Source organism: Paenisporosarcina quisquiliarum (genome assembly GCF_027563315.1).
In the GTDB taxonomy this organism is placed as follows: Bacteria; Bacillota; Bacilli; order Bacillales_A; family Planococcaceae; genus Paenisporosarcina; species Paenisporosarcina quisquiliarum.
The window spans coordinates 13,236-32,749 of record NZ_JAMKBJ010000013.1 but is presented as its reverse complement, the minus strand read 5'-3'; the positions used below and the strand labels follow the sequence as shown (position 1 = coordinate 32,749).

Sequence of the window (19,514 nt, the reverse complement as noted above, 5' to 3'; positions counted from 1 at the left end):
TCCGGCTTTTTTTGTGTAATTATATATTCAATTTTGTAGTTTGTTTTTCATCTACTCAAAGTGATTTTTCAACCCTTCAATGCACGTTTTCGTCCACTCACCTACCGTATTTATCCATGCGCATACACGATTTTTCTGGAGAAAGACATTGGATCCTATATTAGATTGGTTTGGGTAATGTTCTGGCATGTTAAGCTATTTTATTTTCCATTGATAGTATCACTGTGAAACCAAAATATATCACAAAAAAAACCCATGCACGAGTGCATGGATCACGTAATTTTGACTAACACAACTTAACGGTGAGGGGGGTTAAGTATGTGTTTTAGAATCAGCGTCGATTTGGAGAAAAGTCGCTGACATGGCTTCTTCCCTGATTTTCAGAAAGAATATGTTCTGTATACGATAATGATAATCATTATCACTTAATATGTCAACGCATTCTCTGTTAATTTTTTGTATACTACATTTATGACTACTTTAACGAACGATCAAATCCGACAATTAAATATGTATAGCACGTATATCACACCTCCTGCTCATCCCTTGTTTACACGTAAACAAATGGAAAACATCGATTTCCTGGCAGTGGTACAAACGATAACAGGCATTAGCAATAAAACAGTTGCTGCTTCCTACCTTATGCGTCGCTTTGGAATGTTTGTATCCACTCAATTTGTTATGTTGGCTACTTACGATGAATTATGGATGGGTCAGCATGAAGACTTGATGTTTGCCGCAAATGTTGAATACGGGGTTAAAGGTATTAGTATGTATATCGATAAAAATGATTATTGTGATGTGGAAAATCTTCCCCGTGAAGCGATCATTCAAAAAATATTAAATGAACATATTTATTCGTTGATACTTGAGATCCGAAAGCACTCCTCTGTCTCTCCTTTAACATTGTGGGAAAACGTTTTTGGATTTCTGTTATGGCATTATGCCGTTCTTCTTGGAAATCCAGCTACTGAAAAGCAAGCTAGAATCGATTTCGAGATTTTAAAATCTCCAACTGTGTGGCAAGGAATCTCCAGGCATTCATTGTTCCAAGTCTATCTAAAAAATCTTGAACCTGCTCAATTACTGAATTCTCCAGTACGGACAACTTGCTGTTTTTCTAAGGATGTACCTGGATTGCAGAAGTGTGGTTTTTGTCCTCTTTAATAGTTAAAAATACCCATTTGCACATTGGCATGTTTTAGCAATGCGTAAATAGGATAAACCTATCATTAAGAAGATGAAAAGGAGCGTGTCAATGACATGGAAAACATTCAAGGTAAAGTTCAAGAGGAATTAAACAACGTGAGTCCAGAAAAGAAAGAAGAAATTTTAGCGAATTTTTCAACCTTTAAATCTTATTTAGGCGATAAAGTAGCATTGGGAGAAAAATTAGGTCTTGGTGAAGAGCAATTAGCGAAGACAGCTGAAAAAGTTGCAGGCTATTTAGCAAATAATGAAGAGCCTCGTAACAGCGAAGAAAACTTATTACAAGAACTTTGGAAGTCTGGCGATAAAGACCAGCAACATGCTTTAGCTCACATGTTAGTCAATATGGTGAGAAAATAAGCATTTGAAAGGTGTGGATTCGTATGACGAACAAACCTTTTGAGGATAAAGAACGTGAAAATCAAAAAGGTCGTAAATTAGACAATCCAGATGTTGTGGAAACAGATAAGGAAAGCCTTTTCGATATGCATGAAGACATGCAAACCGTTGATGCTGTTCCTGTCGAAGAACTGAACCAAAAAGTAAAAGATGAAGAAAACAAACGTCACTCAAAAGATACTTCTTCTAGCGAAGAACGTTATCCAGAGTAAAAAAAATCCGGATTCTCCCTTTGGAGAACCCGGATTTTTTCACGTTTATTTAATTACTCTTCTTCAACTGTTGATGTTGCAGCTTCTTTAATTTCAGATCGTCTTGCATAAGCATTTTTTAAGATGGTCTTAATCACTGCGTAGGTCGGAATCGCTAAGATAATTCCCCATAAACCTGCGATATTTCCTGCAGCCATAATGATTGTAATAACAGTCAATGGATGAATATCAAGAGCTCTTCCCATTACATTTGGTGAAATGAGGTTACTTTCAATTTGTTGGGCAATTAGCATAATCACTGCAACGTAAATGACCATTTGAGGCTCTTGCACATATCCGATGATTAAAGCAGGTATGACCGCTATAAATGGTCCTAAAAATGGAATGACATTCGTTAACATACCGAAAAATGCCAATAGCAGAGCATAGTCCAAATCAATAATCATATAACCGATTAGTAGCATTATCCCTACAGCCACACTCACTAGAAGCTGACCTTGAATATATGCCTTCAATGTCAGATCAATATCATGCAATGTTTTGCGAATCCAAGTCTTGCGTTCGCCACTGAAAAAATTTGCAATAAACGGGGCAAATTTTTCATGATCTTTCAAAATATAAAAAAGGAAGAATGGCACTAAAATTAATGCAAATAACCCCGAGGCAAAACTTTGCACAAATAATACTACCCAGTTACTGAAACCTTTAGCAAAATCGCCGACTTTACTAGACTGGTCATCAATTGATTGTTCAATCGCTTCAGGAAGTCTGTTTTTTTGATCCAGTACATACTTCACCATGTTTTCAACATCCTGTGTAAGAGCAGGAGCATCCTCAACTAAAGAGTTAACTTGTTTTGTAATGGCAGGTCCGATTATTGCAGAGAAAATCCAAAAAACGAATGCCAGCAAAACAAAAATGGCCGATAAGCTTGTCCATCTTTTCCATCCTCTTTTATCCAAAATATTAAGTAATGGTCGAGTTAAATAGAAAAGGACGCCACCTAATAGTAACGGGAGGAATATGGTTTGGCCGATAATTAGTAACGGAGAGAAAATCCCTTTTACTTCGATAAACATTCTTATAATTAATAAGGCCAACAAAATTCCGACCCCTACTTGAAACCAAAGCTTTTTCGTCAATAAATTCACGTCCTTGAATATGTTTGTTTTTCCTTATTATAAGTTATTTTTGGTAATAACGGGTATACATACTTAAAAATGGCTAAGAGAGGACGTTAGTAATGGAATTTTACCAAGAACTTCGACAACAAGTAGACCATCGTCCCCTTATTTTACCGGGAGCAGTTGTCATTATTCTTAATGATAAAAATGAAATACTTTTACAAGAACGTAAACCTGGCTTATTTGGGTTGCCCGGTGGATTAATGGACTTAGGTGAAAGCTTGGAAGAAACCGCTAGACGAGAAGTATTCGAGGAAACAGGGCTGAACATAATGAATTTGGAATTATGTCAGGTTTTTTCTGGACCAGACTACTATTTTAAAATTGATAATGGCGATGAATTTTATTCGGTTACTGTCGTCTATCAATCGAAGAATTTCACTGGAAATCTTCAAATACGTGAAGATGAGACACTGAGTTTAGGATTCTACCCTTTAGATCAGTTACCAACCCAACTTTTGGCGTCAAACAAGAATTTTTTAGAAAAATGTTTAAAAATATGATTTTAGGGTATTTATAATACGGAGGATTTTCTCGCCTAATTTGTTCCTCTTATTATTCTGCAACAAACAAAAACTCCAGGCAAAATTCTATTTTGGAAGGAGACTGTTTAATTGAATTGGTATGAAAAATTAAATCAATATTTCCCAGTCGAAGAAATGAAATCAAAAGAGCATATGGAAACTCTGCTTGCTGAAAAAGGCAATGTTTATATAAAAGATGAGGGTCCTAAACACGTGCTTATGTATGTTGAGTTTGAAAATTTTGTATTTGTGGATTATCTATTTGTTTCGAAGGAAGCCCGTGGTGAAGGATTAGGCCGCAAACTTCTGAACAAATTAAAAGAAAAGAACAAAGCAATTCTACTTGAAGTAGAACCCGTAAATTATGAAGATACCGATACAGAAAAACGCCTAAAATTCTACGCTCGTGAAGACTTCAAACACGCATCCCGCATTGGGTATACACGCCGATCTTTAGCTACCGGCGAAAATACCGTTCTTGAAATACTCTACTGGTCACCAAACGATCAAGATGAAGAAGAAATTTATAATGCAATGAAGTGGACTTACGAAAACATCCATACATTTAAAGATGAGCAGTTTTATGGTGATTCATACGACCCTTCAAGTGAAGTTCTTGTCTTTAAGACTGACAAAAAACCGAATATGCTTAAATCTTATTAAGTACAAAAAGACGAAAGAACCGCTTATGGCGGTCATTTCGTCTTTTTTTGAATCTGCTTATTTAACTAACCTGACCTGTTTATTGAATATGAGAAGGGCTTTACCCCCTTGAAGTAATGCCCCCTTTAGTTAAATAGCACCTTATTTATAAATTCTGTTTTTGCTTCTGTATAGCTCTCACGGTCATTATTAAATTCTTGTGCTAAATGGCATTTAATTGTAGCGTATTCCTCTGCAAGGTGTGCATTAGTTCTTAATTTATTACGAAATTTTAGTTGTTGTTCCCAACGTTCTTCTCCTTCTTGCATTAAATGTAAATGTGCTACTCGTTTGTCGTTCTTCACTTTAACAAAAAATCTTCTCCAAGGCTGTTTGTCTAATTCGGGAGGAACATAATGCCATTCGTGTAAAGATAGGTTTTCAACTATTTCGTGGATAAGCTCTAATGAAGGAATAGAAGCCATTAAGTCAATAATTGGTTTAGCGGGCAAATTAGGAATTGCTGTACTGCCAATATGTTCTACTTGCTTAACACTAAAAACTGAAAGTAAATTGTATAGTTCTTCTTTCTCTCGAACCCCTTTGTCCTTCCAAATAGGGTCTGGCTTTTTTAACTCAATTGTTTCAAATGCCCAAACCGGGGTATTTTTATGCTCATTACTATTGCCCATTAATTCTATCCCCCCTCTTATTTTCTTCAACAAGACTTGAATAGGCAGTTTTCAAGATAAATTATTTTATGTTTTTAGTTCTGCTTAATAATTCTGAAACACCTATTGCTATACTTGCATTAAGCATTGCAAATATAGAGATAATCATAGCTGTACCATCATATTCCCCTAGAAAATTCATTACAAAAAATATGAAACTTAAGAAAAAAACAAGTATGCCAAAAATAAATAGTAATCTATCCATTATTATCACCTCATACCAAAAAGAATCTTTTAAGACAGTACGTAAGCTTCGAAACATGAAATTACATTGAACGGAAATCAATGATAAAGATAGTAATCTTGCGCGTGCACTACTTCAAAACCGACAGATTCATACAGTTTTAAGGCATGTGCATTTTTTGTTTCCACTTCAAGATGCACGGAGTGTCCGAGCATGCTTTGTTTTTTGACGACATTTTGCAGCACTTTTCGGCCAGTACCTTTGCCTTGGAATTCAGGTAGAATGGAAAAGCCATAAATCCATGCTTGGCCGTCTTCACGTTTCACGCGGATTTTCCCGATTGTTTGATTGTTTACTTCGATCATCAACATATCAGTATCTTCATCACTATCAATTCTGCTTTCCATTGCTTTAGCGTCTTCTGCAGGTATACTAAACGCTTCAATGTCTAAACGAATTCTCATGTCAAGATCCTCAATCGTTGCTTCTCTCAAAGTAACATCTTCTACTTCATTAAGTGCTCTTTCCTTCCACTCCATTTGATGTTCTGAGAATGCGTGTATAGCACCATGTTTATTCAAAAAAGCTTTTGCTTCTTCAGACCCAGCAGGTGCATTCAACAAAATCTTCTTATAGTTATTTCGCGCAATTTCCATGGCTTCTAAAAACAAACGATTAAAATGACCTTTTCGACGTTCACTTGGTTTGACCATCCCGCAAACTTCCGCAGTCGAACCAAATGCGTAAATCCCTAAAAATGCAACGAGTTCATCATTTTCATAGTCAAGAAAATCCAATTCGTCTGATTCACGTGTTCTGAGCATTTCCCAGTTCAGTTTCAGTTGGATGCCGTCATGTGCTTCACATTCTTTTTGTAGCTTTTCGATGTCTTGTAATTGTTCTTTTGTAAGCATATATTTCTCCTTCTATTCTGATTATTTCACCTAAAAATAGCTTCCCACAATTTCCAGTGGGAAGCTACTGATTATTCAGGTTTTTTATAATTTGCTATGGCTGTAGCAATTTGATCTTCAATTGGTGTAACAGCCGCTAAATCATTATTAATCATAATGGAGAATGTGAGTAACTCTCCGTCTTTCGTTGTGGCATAGCCCGATAAAGCCGAAACGGCCGTTAAAGTTCCGGTTTTCGCTTTTACATTTCCAACTGTAGGTGCTACTTTCATGCGATTACGTAAAGTTCCACCGACAAAACGATCACTCGCCCCGGCTACTGGTAAGGATGATAAGAACGTTTGATACCATGGCTCCGTTTGAACAGCCACAAGAAGATTTGTTAATTCATTTGAAGGAATCAAATTGACATGAGACATACCCGAAGCATCCCGAATCATTATGTTTTTCATGTCCAGGCCGAGTTGTGCTGAATTCTCTTCTATCACTTGAATCCCTTTCTCCCAACTGCCCTCCCCGTGTACCACTTTTCCCATTTCCTTTGCCAATACTTCGGCGTGTCCGTTGTTGCTGAGTTTCATGAAAGGAATGAAAAGTTCTTTCAGAGTCATGGAGTATTTAAACGCTAGAAGTTGAGCATCGCTTGGTGCCTTCGCCAACGTGATTTTTGACTTACCTACAAATTGAATTCCTTTTTCCTCTAATGATTTTTTGAATAAGTCCAATGCATAGTAAGAAGGCTCCCAAATCGCAATCCACTCACGAGTGACTGTACCGCCCACTGGGACTGTGCCTTCGATAATGACATTGTTCGATCCATGTTGTCTTTCAATTGTGAGCTTTTTCGTTTGGTCGGCACCAACCGTTTTAGAACGATTGATAATGTTGACCACATCAGTGGCAGGCGACACTTTAATTGTAGCCGGCTCCCCGGCAATTGAATTTGGACGTGCTTCTACGATTACTGTCCCGGCATCATAATCCGCATTTGGGGATGCCGTGAGTGCCGACACTTGTGCAGCATAATAATAAGATTCGTCCGTCCACGTAATATCCTGTGATAAACGAATATTGTCATACCACGTATCGTCCCCAAGCAAGTTCCCATTTATCTTTTTAATACCCTGTGCTGCAAGATTTTGCGCAAATACATCGAAGTCCTCCTTTAACAACGTTGGATCTCCTTTGCCTTTCAAATACAAATCTCCAAGTAATATGCCATCTTTTACAGTGCCATCGGTCAAAACTTCTGTAGAGAAACGGTAATTTTCACCGAGTGTTTCAAGAGCAGCCGCTCCAGTTAGGAGTTTCATATTCGAAGCAGGATGCAATCTCGTTTCACCGAAGTGGTCATAAATAAGTTCTCCTGAGGTGGCTTTTCGGATACTCACGCCCGTCGTTGCTCCATCGAGACGTTCATCCTGAAGAATTTTATTGATGCTGATTCCCAATTGGGCATATTCATCTGTTGCAATAGCGGTTTGTGGTTTCGTGCCATCGGTAAATGGATAAATCGCCAGCACCGCAATCAACAAAAAGAGTAGATATTTTTTCAATTTCAAGATGATGTTCCCCCTTACAAGATATTTTAGACGAGCATATCATAAAATTATTTGAATATTATGGCATTTTTAACTAATTTATAAAAAGCATTCTATTCTCATAGGCGCTTTGTCGAATGTCTATTTCTATATATGTACGTTAACTGACAGATATGTAATCGAAAGAGTAAGCCTTACACCTTTCGTCGCACAAAAAAACTCACTTCAGTAAAGTGAGTTTTGGACGAGTTGTTAAATATACTCCACATAATATGATGAGTAATCCGATGATCATGTGTAAGGTAATAGGCTCTTTCAATAAGAAATAGCCCCAAAAGATGGCTGATATCGGGATTAAATATGTTACGGATGTCGCGAATTCCGCGCTTCGTTCTTTCATTATGTAAAAGAATAATAAATGGGCAATTCCTGAACCAAAGAATCCAAGCCCAATAATGGCAAATACAACTTCCCCGTTTAAGTTTTGTGTAAGTGTATGTAATTGATTAGGATTCGTTAGTAACATCATTATACCGCCTACCACTGCGCCTATAATCAGTGTACAGGTTGTAATAAAAATGATTCCAGCCTCTCTCAAATGTTTACGAACATAATGCGACGAAAAGCCGTAGCACATAGTTGCCAAAATCATCGTTCCTATTCCCACAAAACTTTCACCGAATAAAAGTGAAAGATCGAAATCCATGATAATCAGAATTCCCACAAACCCAAGTGCAATGCCAATCCACTGTTGTTTAAGTAAAATCGTACCAAAAAACAATAAGCCAATTAAACCTGTAAATATCGGCGTAAAAGCATTAAGAACTGCAGCCAGACTGCTGTTGATTTGAGTTTGACTCAATGCAATCAATCCCCACGGCAAACCGGCATTTACAATGCCAACCACCACTAATGCTTTCCAAGGAATCGGTTTGATTATTTCTTTTCGCTTCAACCAAAGCATCGGGAGTAATAACAAAGCACCCGCAATACAACGGATAAAAACGGTCCCCCATACACCCGCCGGCTCACTAAGAATTGAAATGAATACGAAAGATAACCCCCAAATCAAACTTAGGGTTATTAGTGCTATGTATACGCGCATATGTACTACTTCCTTTACTGAACTTTCGTTCGATAGTATGTAGGGGATTCCCCCGTATGTCGGTGAAACACTGTTGAAAAATGCGCGGCATTAACGTAACCGACAGTTTGAGCAATGTCGCAGATAAGCAAATCCGTTGTGCGGAGAAGATGTTTTGCCTGATCCATTCTTGATTCCAATATAAAACGTGCAGGTGATATCTTCATTTCTTTCGTAAATACTTTCTGTAAATAAGTCGGAGAAACAAATAATCGCTCGGCTAGTTTTTTCAGTGTAAGGGGTTCATCTAATTTTGTTTTGATAATTTCAATCGCTTCATTGACGATTTGTGAACGCGAATGAACAAATGACAGAACTTCTGGACGGCATCTTTTGCATGGACGATACCCTGCATCGATGGCAGCACGTTGCGATAAAAAAATAGAGACATGTTGACGAAGCGGAACTTTGGATGGACAGGATGGCCGACAAAAAATGAGCGTAGTTGAAACCCCGTAAAAGAACTGACCATCAAAACGACGATCATTTTTTGATAGAGCTAACCATTCTACTTCTTTCATCCGCATTCCCACCCTTTTTTTCCTAATAGTAACACATTCCTTCAGCTTGAAAATTGAATGCCAACAATAGAAAAGCAAAGAGCTTGAATGTTCATTATAATTAGTTGTAGGAGGTGTTCATATGTACAGAGGTTATACGGAATCACCGATTGGTCTCATTGAAGTAACCGCGACAGACACCGAACTTGTCTCTGTCTTATTTGTTGATGAAAAACAACAGAGCCATGAGAATGAAATCATCCATCATTTCCTTCATGAAATCGATGCTTATTTTAAAGGTGATTTAAAACAATTTTCTATTCCTCCAATGAACGGAACCGCTTTTCAAAGTGGAGTTTGGAACGAGCTCATCCACATCCCCTACGGTAATCGATTAAGTTACTCTGAAATTGCTCAACGTATTCAAAAACAAAAAGCTGTGAGGGCAGTCGGAACGGCTATCGGTAAAAATAAATTAGCACTCATTGTTCCCTGTCATCGTGTGGTCGGTAAAAATGGAGCACTGTCTGGATTCGCTTGGGGCTCGTGGCGAAAAGAATGGTTACTAGAACATGAAAAGAACCATTCACAAAAGTGAACGGTTCTTTATGTTCAGTTATTTCCCACGATATCCGAAATTCATATGTTGATAGCGTCCTCGAATGATTTGGTAAATACCATACAAAATCAGACCTACAGCTACCACCCCAAGGATAAACTGGCCAAATGGTTGACTGGCAAGTTCGGATAAAGCGCCTCCGAGACCTTTCGAATGGTTAGGATCATGCGTAAAGGCAGTGCGAATAAAGAAGAAACCAACCATTGTTAACACCACTCCGCGTGCAATTAATCCAATTTTCCCAGAAATACGTGCCAACTTCGTTTCTTTCTCGTTCATTTCATACGTCTTGAATTTCTCCATAAACTTTTCTTTCACTCCACTGAAAAGCTCATATAGTCCATATCCGATGATGATGGCTCCCACTAAACCAACTAACCAAACACCAAACGGTTGCTCCATCAATTTGGCAGAAATCGTCTTTTCGCCACCGCCTCCAGCTGTGCCGGTGTGACTTGCCAGTTTGATTGCACCAAAAGCCAAGTTACTATAAATTACACCACTTATAAAATAACCAGTTCGCTTAATTAACCCTTTTGCATCCGTACCCTCATTTTCAGGGTCTTTAAAGGCCTTTATGAAATCCCACACGATGTAACCAATCAAACCAATACCTATAATCCATAATAAAATTTCGCCGAATGGCATTTCCGCAATGGATTGTAGTGCTCCTGCTGTGCCAGTTGTATCTCCACCTGGTCCGAAAGCTGCAAGTGCTGCCAGGATTCCAATCATCCCATACACAACACCTTTCGCCATATAACCGAATCGACCGAACCGACGAATCCAAGGTTTCGCTTCCCTCATTTTTTCTTTTGCATGTGCGGTTGATGTGTTCATCTGGCCACGTCCTCTACTTTTACTGTTACTTCATAAGTTCCCCTTCGAGTGAAATTGGAAACCTGCTAGCAGAGGCGTTTCAAATAAAATCAGAAATAATTTCTGGTTGTAAAGGATAACTTTCTAAATTTTAGAAATATATACTAATATATTGTGCAATCAATTATACTTTTCTGGAATCGATTTAAAGGAGACCGTCCATTTGAAAAAAATAATTGCATTATGTGTCTTAACATTATTAATTTCAGGTTGTTCTGATGAGGTAAATTCTGAAGAACCAACACAGCCTCTAAGTGAACTGGATCAAAGCATTTCGAATTCCATTATGGAAAATTTCGGTCACCGTCATGAATTTACAGAAGATGCAGTCGAGCTCCTGGAGTTCGATGAGACTACTGGCAAAATGGAAGTCATAGCTTTAACCTATATCTTTGAAGATGAGTCGTATGCAGATTTTAAAGCTGAAATTCTCGCAAGTTGTGCCAGTGTATTACAAGATATCAAAAGACAATCCGAAGTAACAGAAGTTGATTTTATCGTTGCGGTTCCGGTCTTAGATGAAGACGGAAATCAGATGAAAAATCTAGAGGGTAAACCAATGGACAACATGACCATTTTCAATATGGAGTTTGAAAGAAAGAACTTGAAGAATATTAACTTTAATGAATTAGATCCTTTAAAACTGAAAGAAAAAGCCAACTTCTATTTTGAAGCACTTCATGAATGATTCTATTTTGGAAAAGCTACAAAGTGGTGGCTTTCGGTATTGTCGTCTTGCAATAAGTTGAGTTAATCCACATGAATAAAGACAGGGTCTAGACCCTGTCTTTTACTTTTTAGAATGAGCAATCCAGCCACCAAATAAAGTGGTGGAAAAGAATTGGGTTACGCGTTCAAATCCAGCTTGCTGTAGAAGTTCTTCTATTTGACTGGCCGGAATGAATGATAATTCACGAACCGACTCTTCCATCGCCTCTACATCTTCTTGCGTTAAATCCGTTAAATCCAGCCAGATTGATTTCCATAAATTCATTCTTTCATCAAATTCCGGATGTGATTGATCACCAAACATTGACACGAGAACAAAGGGAGAACCAGGTTTCAATCTTTCTCTTACTGTTTTCAATAAGCTCAACTTTTCTTCGATGGTTTCAACGAAATGGAGCACAAGCAAGCAAGTCGCAGCATCAAAAGTTTCATTAAACTCTATTTCTTCAATTGTTCCTATATGGATGGAGACACGTTCTTCGATACCTTCATTTTTAGCTTTTTGCAGAGCAACTTCCAGCATGGCTTCCGATGGGTCAACACCACTGAACGTCCAAGTTGGATTCGCTGTTCCAAAAGTGACAATTTCATTTCCTCCACCCGCTCCAATTACCAACACATTTGCGGAGTCTTCCACATTGGCGCGCAAAAATGACTGTACCATCCTAAACAAAGCATCATAGGTAGGCAGAGCCCTGCGAATGCCTTTATCGTATTCTCTTGCCATCTCCATATCAAATTCCAAATCGTCTTTCACTGTGTTGCCCCCTTAGAAATTGCACTTATTACTTTCTATTATGAGTCAGTTTTTTGAAACTTTCAAACCGCCACATATTCGCTATTTTAAGAGAAAAAATGGTACACTTTGACAAAACACATGCCCATTGGAGGCTGATATAGATGGAAAATATGAAGATGAAACGTTCTCTCGGTCACACCGATTTGCAACTTTCCCCCCTGGGACTGGGGACTTGGCAATTCAGTAAAGGTTCAGGTGTCGTGGGTAAATTTTGGGGAGCTCTGGATGACCAACTAACCGAAGATATCATTAAAACTTCATTAAAAGGCGGAATCAATTGGTTTGATACCGCAGAAGTATATGGCAACGGGGAATCCGAAAGAATATTAGCGAAAGCGCTTGAAAATATAGGTGTCACTCCTGAAGAAGCACGCATCGCAACCAAATGGTGGCCTATGCTACGAACAGCAGGTTCCATATCGAAGACTATTGACGAACGGAAGGAAGCACTACGACATCGCCCAATCGACTTGTATCAAATTCATCAACCTTATTCACTTTCATCAGTTGAAAAGCAAATGAAGGCGACGATCGAACTAGTAAAAGCCGGTCATATCAACCATATCGGTGTCAGTAATTTTAATGCCTCCGCGATGGTCAATTCACATCGCATTCTAACTGAAAACGGGCTAAGTCTTGCATCCAATCAAGTGAAATACAGCTTACTCGATCGACGTATGGAGGAAAATGGCGTTTTGGAAAGCGCAAAGGAATTAGGCATATCCATCATCGCTTATTCGCCACTTGAACAGGGGTTACTGTCTGGTAAATTCCATGACAATCCAGCATTGATTCACGATGCAAAAGGACCCCGCAGGTTCCAGCGTAAATTTAAGGAAGCAGGGTTGGCGGAATCTAAACCACTCATTGCTTTACTGGATGCTATTGGTGAAAAATACAATGTCAGTGCCAGCCAAGTCGCTTTGAACTGGACCATTCATTATCATGGCGAAACCGTATTTGCGATTCCAGGTGCTACTAAAGTTCACCACGCGCAAGATAATGTTGGTGCCATGACGTTTAAACTGGATGCCGGTGAACTCGAAGAAATTTCACGAGCTTCCTGGAAAATTCTTCAAACATAATAAATTTCCTTTCGAGGAGTGACATGATGTTAGAAAAATTTGTTGAAAATGCTACTGGAAAAAGAATCAGAAAGTGTGCCTCCTTAAAAGGTGGCATATCTTCTGAAATGATGAAATTCGAGCTTTCATCGGGTGAATCAGTAGTATTGAGGCATATTACGAATTCAAATTGGCTAAATGAAGAACCAGATTTAATCGAGCATGAAAAACAAAGTTTATTAATCATGAAGTCTATGCCAGTACCTACGCCGCACTTCCTAGCTGCCGGAACACCAAAAGTTGAAGCCCTCTTGATGAGTGAAATACCAGGCAAAGTAGACTTGGAGATTATTCATTCTCCCGATGCTATAAATCAGCTGGCAACTACACTGCACGCTATACATCAAACGCCAATAATGGAACCATTTAAGTGGACCTATTCTTCCTATGTAGATCTCACAAACGTATCAATCCCATCATGGACCACTCAACATCAAGCTTGGTCAATGGCCATAAACTTTGTCCAGACCACTATGCCTGAGTTCCATCCTGTTTTTATTCACCGTGATTACCATCCGACCAATATTTTATGGGAAGGAAATCAATTGAGTGGCGTGGTTGATTGGGTTAATGCCTGCAAAGGTCCCGCTTTAGTAGACGTGGCTCACTGTAGAATGAATTTAGTAATGCTGTACGGGCTGGAATTAGCCGATCAATTTTTAGATGCTTATCTACAGCTATCAAATGAAACGTATACACCTTATTGGGACATTCTTGGTTTCCTTGATTTTGTGGATGAGGATTTAGATGTCTATGATGGTTGGACCGATTCTGGATACTCCATCCTAAACCGACAGATGATGCAGCAACGTGCCGACGAATATATACATAACTTGACTGCTAAACTAGACGCCTTGTAGAAGTCGTTTTTTTGTTGTCCATAATTAATAGAAATAAATTGTTAGAATAATTAAAATTGTACTTGTAATTAGATTATTCAATATTGTATAGTCTTATACAAGAATGAATAAAGGAGCACTTCATGAATACAATGTTATTACTTCCCAATACCGATGAAGAAATAATGGATACGCACGATGAAGATATTATCATCACGACTCGGGAAGGGAAAATCATTAAAGTTACCCAAATTAGTGGAGAACACTATGGTCTTACGCCTAGTGACCTTTTAGGAAAGTCCGTTTTCGATTTGGAGGCACAAGGGATTTTTTCACCCGCGATTACTCCGGAAGTTGTGGAAAAAAAGAAGAAAATTGTGACGGTCCAAACGACGCCATCAGGTCGAAAAGTATTGATTACCGGCATTCCCCTTTTCAATGAAGAACGTGAAGTCGAGTTCGTCATTAGTTATTCATACGAACTGTCAGAGCTGATTGTCATGAAAGAGTATTTACAAGATTTAGAGACTGAAATGTCCAAGGTCAAAGAAGAACTTGCTCATTTAAGAAACCAGCATATTCAGATCGACGGCTCCATTATGGAAAGTCAATCTTCTGCTCGCGCTGTGAAAACTGCCCTCAAAATGGCTCGTATTGATGCGCCGATTGTCATTCAAGGCGAACGCGGGGTTGGCAAATCTACATTGGCGAAATTTATTCACAGTCAAAGCAGTCGCAGTGAAGGGCCTTTTATTGAAGTAAATTGCAGCACAATTCCTGACGCTGTATTTGAAATCGCTTTCACTGGTCAAGGTGAAGGAAAGCCACCTGGCTATTTCTCACTAGCTTCAGAAGGTACGCTTGTATTGAATGAAATTGACCAAATTTCACTTGCTTCCCAGTGCATGCTTTTAAAGTATCTACAAAAAAACGACTCAATCAGAATTATCGCTATAAGCGAAACCTCGCTTGAGGAACTCGTTAAATCAGGTTCTTTCCGTGAAGATTTTTTCTACTTTTTACATCTCGCATCTATTCAATTAAAACCTTTGAGAGAGAGACCGGAAGATTTAGAACAAGCCGTATCTCGGACATTAATGAGTTTAATCGCTAAATATAAAGAAGAAAAGAAACTGGCAGTAGATCTTCATTTACATCTCCTTCAACTCGAATGGACCGGCAATTTCCGGGAACTGCAAAATGTACTGGAACGCAGCTTCATTGAATGTGAGACAGACATCATTACACTGCAAGATTTACCTATTCAATACCAGCCGACTGAAGACGAACAAATCGGTATTGAAATTGAGGGACAAACCCTCCCTCATATCTTGGAATTTGTCGAAAAGAAGGTTTTATTAAATGCACAAAGACGCTATAAAACAACAACGGAAATGGCACAAGTACTTGGAATCAGCCAACCTTCCGTTGTTCGGAAGTTAAAAAAATATGTGAATTCACCTCTAGGAGATGACATCGAATGACAACTGCTCAACAACAAGATTGGCAACATCTAGTCGGATCAATCGCAAACTTGCTTGCACCAAGCATGGCGAAAGACCACCCAAATTTACCTGTCGTTAAGGCAGAAGGCTGTTATTACTACGGAGTGGACGGGAAAAAATATCTGGATTTCACATCCGGAATTGCTGTCGAAAATGTAGGACATCGTCATCCGAAAGTTGTTCAAGCCATTAAAGACAGTGCAGACACATTGATTCATGGCCCTTCTGGCGTCATCATCTATGAATCTATTTTGAAACTGGCCTACGAGTTGCAACAAATCTTGCCACCTAAATTGGATAACTTCTTTTTCGCAAATAGCGGCACTGAAGCGATTGAAGGCGCTATTAAATTAGCAAAATACGCGACCCAACGCCCATATGTCGTGTCGTTTACCGGATGTTTCCACGGACGGTCAATTGGGGCGTTAAGTGTGACAACTTCCAAAAGTAAATATCGTAAGTTTTTACAACCCTCTTGGTTAACTTATCAGTTGCCTTATGCACATCCAGATGAATTACCTGAAGGTGCAGTTCCAGAAATTTATTTCCCTGAAAAACTGGAACGGGATGTTGAAAAATTATTCAATCATCAAGTAACACCTGAGGAAGTGGCATGCATAATCTTGGAACCTGTTCTAGGTGAAGGGGGTTATATTATTCCCCCGCCGGAATGGCTGGCAAAAATTCGCGAGATTTGTAACCGTCATGGTATTTTACTAATTTTTGATGAAGTTCAAACAGGCTTTGGTCGAACTGGCAATTGGTTTGCTGCACAAACATTCGGAGTCACGCCAGATATTATGGCAATCGCAAAAGGAATTGCTGCAGGTCTTCCTCTGAGTGCTACTGTTGCATCCAAAGAATTAATGGCAAAATGGCCACTCGGCACACACGGTACAACGTTTGGTGGAAATCCTATCGCTTGCTCTGCCGCACTTGCATCACTAGAGGTATTGAAAGAAGAAAGGTTACTTGAAAATGCTGCAACGATGGGCGCATATGCTCTTGAGCAACTCGAAAAGTTAAAAATGAAACATGATGTCATAAAAAATGTGCGCGGTGTCGGTTTAATGATTGGCATTGAACTTCAGGTTCCTGAAACCGGGAAACCAAATGGCAAAGCTGTCATGAACGTATTGGATGGATGTTTAGAAAGGGGTGTTCTATTTTATCTGTGCGGAAATTCGGGAGAAGTCATTCGGATGATTCCCCCATTAACCGTATCAAAAGAACAAATCGACACAGGGATTGAAGTTTTAGATCAAGCATTAACTGCTTACACAAACTAAAAGGGGGAAATCACGTGACAACGATTTACAAAGGGGAAACAACGATTTCATCGTCAGCAACATGGAAGTTCATCATTCCATCGCTTATTGGAGCTTTATTATTTTTAGTTCCTGTTAAGTATGATGGTCAAGTAACGATTGGTGTAGGTATATTAGCTTCATATTTACAAACTGCATTCGGTGAATGGCTTCCTGCATTTATTTTACTATTACTCGGATTTTCAGCAGTCGCTACTATAACCGCAACTGCTTTAAAACCTGCTTTTGTTCAAAATTCACCATTTATGCGCTCGATTTTCATTACGGGTCCATTTGGTCTGATTGTCCGTATTTTTGGATTTGCTGTCGGGATTATGGCTTACTTTGAAATTGGCCCTGAAGCAATCTCTTCTCGTAATACAGGTGGCGTCGTGTTATACGATTTGGCACCCGTTTTATTAACTTGGTTTTTGTTCGCTGGTATTCTATTACCTTTGTTAGTAGAGTTCGGTTTGATGGAGTTTGTGGGTGCTTTGGTCAATAAGATTATGCGTCCTGTATTTACATTACCTGGCCGTTCATCGATTGACTGTATGGCTTCTTGGATGGGTGCTGCACCAGTTGGTGTTTTGGTAACAATGAAACAATATGATGAAGGGTACTACACTAAACGTGAAGCTGCAGTAATTGCGACAACATTCTCGATCGCTTCTGTTGCTTTCAGTCTCGTAGTGGCGAACGTGGTTGGAATCGGCCACCTCTTCTTACCTTTCTATATCGCCGTATCACTGGCTTGCGTTGTGGCAGCAATTATCATGCCCCGCATCCCGCCATTGTCTCGTAAACCTGATACATACTACGAGCCAGTCGGTAAACAGATTGATGACAATATTCCTGAAGGTGTGTCTTTAGTAAAGTGGGGCTTTAAAGAAGCTCGTCGAAAAGCTAGTGAAGCTGGCAGTGCAAAACAACTTGCTAAAACAGGGGCAGAAACCGTTCTCGACATATGGTTGGGATTAATTCCTCTTGTTATGGCACTTGGAACCTTAGCACTTGTTATTGCCGAATATACACCTATTTTCAAAATCATTTCATACCCATTAATTCCTGTGCTCACATTAATGGGCTTGCCAGAAGCTGCTGAAGCTGCCCCAACTATTTTGGTTGGATTTGCTGATATGTTCTTGCCGGCAGTTTTAGGTAGCGGCATCGAAAGTGAATTAACAAAATTTGTTCTAGCTGGCGTATCTTTAACTCAATTAATCTACATGTCTGAAATCGGCATCTTAATTTTACGCTCTAATATCCCAGTTAACTTCCTGGAACTTGTCTTAATTTTTGTATTACGTACAATCATTACTTTACCGGTTATCGTGATTTTTGCTCATTTATTTGTCTTTTAATTAGTTTCCCAAGGAGATGCTTCTATAGCATCTCCTTTTTTGTTTTATATTAAATAGATTTAAAACCTACTTCTAAATTTGTTATGAGTTTCATAAATTACTACATGCCCTGGCAGACTTAAAATGAGTAAATGGAAGGAGTGTATTTCATAATGACAGATCCCCTTCATATCATGATTCAATTGTTGCAAACTTTAATCCCTCTTACCCTAGGTACGATACTCTTTTCCAGCACTCTGATGTCTCCGAAAAGGTGGCTAATCGCCATCGCTTTGTTTATAGGCATTAGCGCACCATTCATTTATTCCCTTTTTGATGAAGAAGTTCATCCAACGATTGGCGCTAATATTGGTCTCGGACTCTCCATGCTTTTTGTTTGGGTTTGTTCAGGTATGTTAGTTCTTCTTGCTCTTATCCGCATATATTTCAAAATTAAACAACAAAAAAACTAGAATCATGAGACTGTAGTCGTCTGATTCTAGTTTTCTTTCTTTTTGTCTACTCATTAGTTCACGCTAACCAAGAAAACCATTAAAGGAGTTGCACAGAAATTGAAAGAAAGGGATATTTCAATTCTGATCATCACTACGATTACAGTCTTATCTTTGTTTGTGTACAACTCACCGACAGACACTGGCATCGCTATTAAAAAAGAAATGAAAGATATCTTTTCACCTGAGAAAGTGGTTAAACAAAGCATTGAAGGAATGGACGAAGAGATACAGATGAAGTTAAACGAAGGGCACCGTTCTGAATATGTGATGTATGTAGATGAAGAACGTTACATGCTGACTCACGGTGAAAAATCAGATGTTATTACCCCTCTTCACCCCGCACCTGAAAATTATCCAGAAGTGACAATGGAAATCGAACAGTTTCCCAATGAAAAACCACTAGATTTAGTCGAAATAATTGAAGCCCAACTTCATAAGGAATTCACCAAACTAGAAGTTGCAGAAATAACGAATCCGATAAAAGGATATCAAATACATGGTGCAGCCGGAAATAAAGCCGACAGTAAAATCGTTAATGCCTATGTCATCAGTAATGGAAAAGAAGGAAGTTTTGTCATCACGCAGTTCTACTTCCTCGAAGCAGCAGAAGGACATGGCGCAAGACTGCACCACATGTTGGAAACATTTAAAATCGTTGAATAAAAAACCTT

23 protein-coding genes are annotated in these 19,514 nt (G+C 38.9%); 14 read left to right on the top strand and 9 right to left on the bottom strand.

Going from position 1 to position 19,514, the window contains the following annotated elements:
* Positions 1 to 471: 471 nt before the first annotated feature.
* The 3 genes from M9R32_RS13290 to M9R32_RS13280 all read left to right on the top strand — a co-directional run bounded on the left by M9R32_RS13290 (position 472) and on the right by M9R32_RS13280 (position 1,820).
* The gene (locus M9R32_RS13290) at positions 472 to 1,167 is read left to right on the top strand and encodes an IucA/IucC family C-terminal-domain containing protein (protein ID WP_269927229.1); all 696 of its coding nucleotides are present in this window, start codon (positions 472 to 474) and stop codon (positions 1,165 to 1,167) included.
* A gap of 96 nt (positions 1,168 to 1,263) precedes the next feature.
* Positions 1,264 to 1,569, top strand: coding sequence for a DUF3243 domain-containing protein (locus M9R32_RS13285; RefSeq protein ID WP_269927228.1), 306 nt, complete (start codon positions 1,264 to 1,266; stop codon positions 1,567 to 1,569).
* Positions 1,570 to 1,592: 23 nt separating this feature from the next.
* Positions 1,593 to 1,820, top strand: coding sequence for a hypothetical protein (locus M9R32_RS13280; protein WP_269927227.1), 228 nt, complete (start codon positions 1,593 to 1,595; stop codon positions 1,818 to 1,820).
* Positions 1,821 to 1,873: 53 nt separating this feature from the next.
* Here M9R32_RS13280 and M9R32_RS13275 read toward each other — a convergent pair whose 3' ends face one another.
* Complete coding sequence (locus M9R32_RS13275; RefSeq protein WP_269927226.1) at positions 1,874 to 2,962, bottom strand: AI-2E family transporter; 1,089 nt, start codon at positions 2,960 to 2,962, stop codon at positions 1,874 to 1,876.
* 101 nt (positions 2,963 to 3,063) lie between these two features.
* On the opposite strand from M9R32_RS13275, the gene M9R32_RS13270 reads away from it, so the two are divergent.
* Together M9R32_RS13270 and M9R32_RS13265 are read left to right on the top strand one after the other, a co-directional pair.
* Positions 3,064 to 3,507 carry an NUDIX hydrolase gene (locus M9R32_RS13270; RefSeq protein ID WP_269927225.1) on the top strand — a complete coding sequence of 148 codons (444 nt, stop codon included), beginning with the start codon at positions 3,064 to 3,066 and terminating at the stop codon, positions 3,505 to 3,507.
* A 111-nt stretch (positions 3,508 to 3,618) separates the two neighbouring features.
* Positions 3,619 to 4,191 carry a GNAT family N-acetyltransferase gene (locus tag M9R32_RS13265; RefSeq protein ID WP_269927224.1) on the top strand — a complete coding sequence of 191 codons (573 nt, stop codon included), beginning with the start codon at positions 3,619 to 3,621 and terminating at the stop codon, positions 4,189 to 4,191.
* A 125-nt stretch (positions 4,192 to 4,316) separates the two neighbouring features.
* Here the strand turns inward: M9R32_RS13265 and M9R32_RS13260 are convergent, their stop codons facing one another.
* From M9R32_RS13260 to M9R32_RS13235, 6 genes are all read right to left on the bottom strand, one after another.
* Positions 4,317 to 4,862, bottom strand: coding sequence for a GrpB family protein (locus M9R32_RS13260; RefSeq protein ID WP_269927223.1), 546 nt, complete (start codon positions 4,860 to 4,862; stop codon positions 4,317 to 4,319).
* 61 nt (positions 4,863 to 4,923) lie between these two features.
* Entirely contained in the window at positions 4,924 to 5,106 is a 183-nt protein-coding gene (locus M9R32_RS13255; RefSeq protein ID WP_269927222.1) for a hypothetical protein, read from the bottom strand.
* Between the two features lie 77 nt (positions 5,107 to 5,183).
* A complete protein-coding gene (locus tag M9R32_RS13250; RefSeq protein ID WP_269927221.1) occupies positions 5,184 to 5,999 on the bottom strand; it encodes a GNAT family N-acetyltransferase in 816 nt (271 codons plus the stop codon).
* A gap of 71 nt (positions 6,000 to 6,070) precedes the next feature.
* On the bottom strand, positions 6,071 to 7,561 hold the full coding sequence (dacB, locus tag M9R32_RS13245) for a D-alanyl-D-alanine carboxypeptidase/D-alanyl-D-alanine endopeptidase (protein WP_269927220.1): 1,491 nt from the start codon (positions 7,559 to 7,561) through the stop codon (positions 6,071 to 6,073).
* Positions 7,562 to 7,760: 199 nt separating this feature from the next.
* Positions 7,761 to 8,645, bottom strand: a complete 885-nt coding sequence (locus M9R32_RS13240; protein WP_269927219.1) for a DMT family transporter — start codon at positions 8,643 to 8,645, stop codon at positions 7,761 to 7,763.
* A gap of 14 nt (positions 8,646 to 8,659) precedes the next feature.
* Positions 8,660 to 9,205, bottom strand: coding sequence for a bifunctional transcriptional activator/DNA repair enzyme AdaA (locus M9R32_RS13235; protein ID WP_269927218.1), 546 nt, complete (start codon positions 9,203 to 9,205; stop codon positions 8,660 to 8,662).
* Positions 9,206 to 9,326: 121 nt separating this feature from the next.
* Here M9R32_RS13235 and M9R32_RS13230 point away from each other — a divergent pair, with 121 nt between their 5' ends.
* A complete protein-coding gene (locus M9R32_RS13230; protein WP_269927217.1) occupies positions 9,327 to 9,782 on the top strand; it encodes a methylated-DNA--[protein]-cysteine S-methyltransferase in 456 nt (151 codons plus the stop codon).
* An 18-nt stretch (positions 9,783 to 9,800) separates the two neighbouring features.
* Here the strand turns inward: M9R32_RS13230 and M9R32_RS13225 are convergent, their stop codons facing one another.
* Positions 9,801 to 10,643 (bottom strand): DUF1206 domain-containing protein, encoded by an 843-nt coding sequence (locus tag M9R32_RS13225; RefSeq protein WP_269927216.1) that lies wholly within the window; start codon positions 10,641 to 10,643, stop codon positions 9,801 to 9,803.
* Positions 10,644 to 10,845: 202 nt separating this feature from the next.
* Between M9R32_RS13225 and M9R32_RS13220 the strand changes: the two genes are divergently transcribed.
* The gene (locus M9R32_RS13220; RefSeq protein WP_269927215.1) at positions 10,846 to 11,370 is read left to right on the top strand and encodes a hypothetical protein; all 525 of its coding nucleotides are present in this window, start codon (positions 10,846 to 10,848) and stop codon (positions 11,368 to 11,370) included.
* A 102-nt stretch (positions 11,371 to 11,472) separates the two neighbouring features.
* On the opposite strand, the gene M9R32_RS13215 is transcribed toward M9R32_RS13220, so the two are convergent.
* Positions 11,473 to 12,168 (bottom strand): class I SAM-dependent methyltransferase, encoded by a 696-nt coding sequence (locus tag M9R32_RS13215; protein ID WP_269927214.1) that lies wholly within the window; start codon positions 12,166 to 12,168, stop codon positions 11,473 to 11,475.
* Positions 12,169 to 12,311: 143 nt separating this feature from the next.
* Between M9R32_RS13215 and M9R32_RS13210 the strand changes: the two genes are divergently transcribed.
* The 7 genes from M9R32_RS13210 to M9R32_RS13180 all read left to right on the top strand — a co-directional run bounded on the left by M9R32_RS13210 (position 12,312) and on the right by M9R32_RS13180 (position 19,506).
* A complete protein-coding gene (locus M9R32_RS13210) occupies positions 12,312 to 13,295 on the top strand; it encodes an aldo/keto reductase (protein WP_269927213.1) in 984 nt (327 codons plus the stop codon).
* Between the two features lie 26 nt (positions 13,296 to 13,321).
* Positions 13,322 to 14,194, top strand: a complete 873-nt coding sequence (locus tag M9R32_RS13205) for a phosphotransferase family protein (protein WP_269927212.1) — start codon at positions 13,322 to 13,324, stop codon at positions 14,192 to 14,194.
* 122 nt (positions 14,195 to 14,316) lie between these two features.
* Positions 14,317 to 15,657: a sigma 54-interacting transcriptional regulator gene (locus tag M9R32_RS13200; RefSeq protein ID WP_269927211.1), complete on the top strand. Its 1,341-nt coding sequence runs from the start codon at positions 14,317 to 14,319 to the stop codon at positions 15,655 to 15,657.
* On the top strand, positions 15,654 to 16,967 hold the full coding sequence (locus tag M9R32_RS13195) for an aspartate aminotransferase family protein (RefSeq protein WP_269927210.1): 1,314 nt from the start codon (positions 15,654 to 15,656) through the stop codon (positions 16,965 to 16,967). Before M9R32_RS13200 ends, M9R32_RS13195 begins: the two co-directional genes overlap by 4 nt.
* A gap of 14 nt (positions 16,968 to 16,981) precedes the next feature.
* Positions 16,982 to 18,349: a YjiH family protein gene (locus M9R32_RS13190; RefSeq protein WP_269927209.1), complete on the top strand. Its 1,368-nt coding sequence runs from the start codon at positions 16,982 to 16,984 to the stop codon at positions 18,347 to 18,349.
* Positions 18,350 to 18,501: 152 nt separating this feature from the next.
* Positions 18,502 to 18,801, top strand: coding sequence for a hypothetical protein (locus tag M9R32_RS13185; protein WP_269927208.1), 300 nt, complete (start codon positions 18,502 to 18,504; stop codon positions 18,799 to 18,801).
* A gap of 99 nt (positions 18,802 to 18,900) precedes the next feature.
* A complete protein-coding gene (locus tag M9R32_RS13180; protein ID WP_269927207.1) occupies positions 18,901 to 19,506 on the top strand; it encodes a hypothetical protein in 606 nt (201 codons plus the stop codon).
* Positions 19,507 to 19,514: the final 8 nt, after the last annotated feature.

Excerpts from the sequence above, each read along its gene's own strand:
- M9R32_RS13290 (WP_269927229.1), top strand. The coding sequence starts at position 472 with ATGACTACTTTAACGAACGATCAAATCCGACAATTAAATATGTATAGC.
- M9R32_RS13285 (WP_269927228.1), top strand. The coding sequence starts at position 1,264 with ATGGAAAACATTCAAGGTAAAGTTCAAGAGGAATTAAACAACGTGAGT.
- M9R32_RS13280 (WP_269927227.1), top strand. The coding sequence starts at position 1,593 with ATGACGAACAAACCTTTTGAGGATAAAGAACGTGAAAATCAAAAAGGT.
- M9R32_RS13270 (WP_269927225.1), top strand. The coding sequence starts at position 3,064 with ATGGAATTTTACCAAGAACTTCGACAACAAGTAGACCATCGTCCCCTT.
- M9R32_RS13260 (WP_269927223.1), bottom strand. The coding sequence starts at position 4,862 with ATGGGCAATAGTAATGAGCATAAAAATACCCCGGTTTGGGCATTTGAA.
- M9R32_RS13255 (WP_269927222.1), bottom strand. The coding sequence starts at position 5,106 with ATGGATAGATTACTATTTATTTTTGGCATACTTGTTTTTTTCTTAAGT.
- M9R32_RS13250 (WP_269927221.1), bottom strand. The coding sequence starts at position 5,999 with ATGCTTACAAAAGAACAATTACAAGACATCGAAAAGCTACAAAAAGAA.
- M9R32_RS13240 (WP_269927219.1), bottom strand. The coding sequence starts at position 8,645 with ATGCGCGTATACATAGCACTAATAACCCTAAGTTTGATTTGGGGGTTA.
- M9R32_RS13235 (WP_269927218.1), bottom strand. The coding sequence starts at position 9,205 with ATGAAAGAAGTAGAATGGTTAGCTCTATCAAAAAATGATCGTCGTTTT.
- M9R32_RS13230 (WP_269927217.1), top strand. The coding sequence starts at position 9,327 with ATGTACAGAGGTTATACGGAATCACCGATTGGTCTCATTGAAGTAACC.
- M9R32_RS13225 (WP_269927216.1), bottom strand. The coding sequence starts at position 10,643 with ATGAACACATCAACCGCACATGCAAAAGAAAAAATGAGGGAAGCGAAA.
- M9R32_RS13210 (WP_269927213.1), top strand. The coding sequence starts at position 12,312 with ATGGAAAATATGAAGATGAAACGTTCTCTCGGTCACACCGATTTGCAA.
- M9R32_RS13205 (WP_269927212.1), top strand. The coding sequence starts at position 13,322 with ATGTTAGAAAAATTTGTTGAAAATGCTACTGGAAAAAGAATCAGAAAG.
- M9R32_RS13200 (WP_269927211.1), top strand. The coding sequence starts at position 14,317 with ATGAATACAATGTTATTACTTCCCAATACCGATGAAGAAATAATGGAT.
- M9R32_RS13195 (WP_269927210.1), top strand. The coding sequence starts at position 15,654 with ATGACAACTGCTCAACAACAAGATTGGCAACATCTAGTCGGATCAATC.
- M9R32_RS13185 (WP_269927208.1), top strand. The coding sequence starts at position 18,502 with ATGACAGATCCCCTTCATATCATGATTCAATTGTTGCAAACTTTAATC.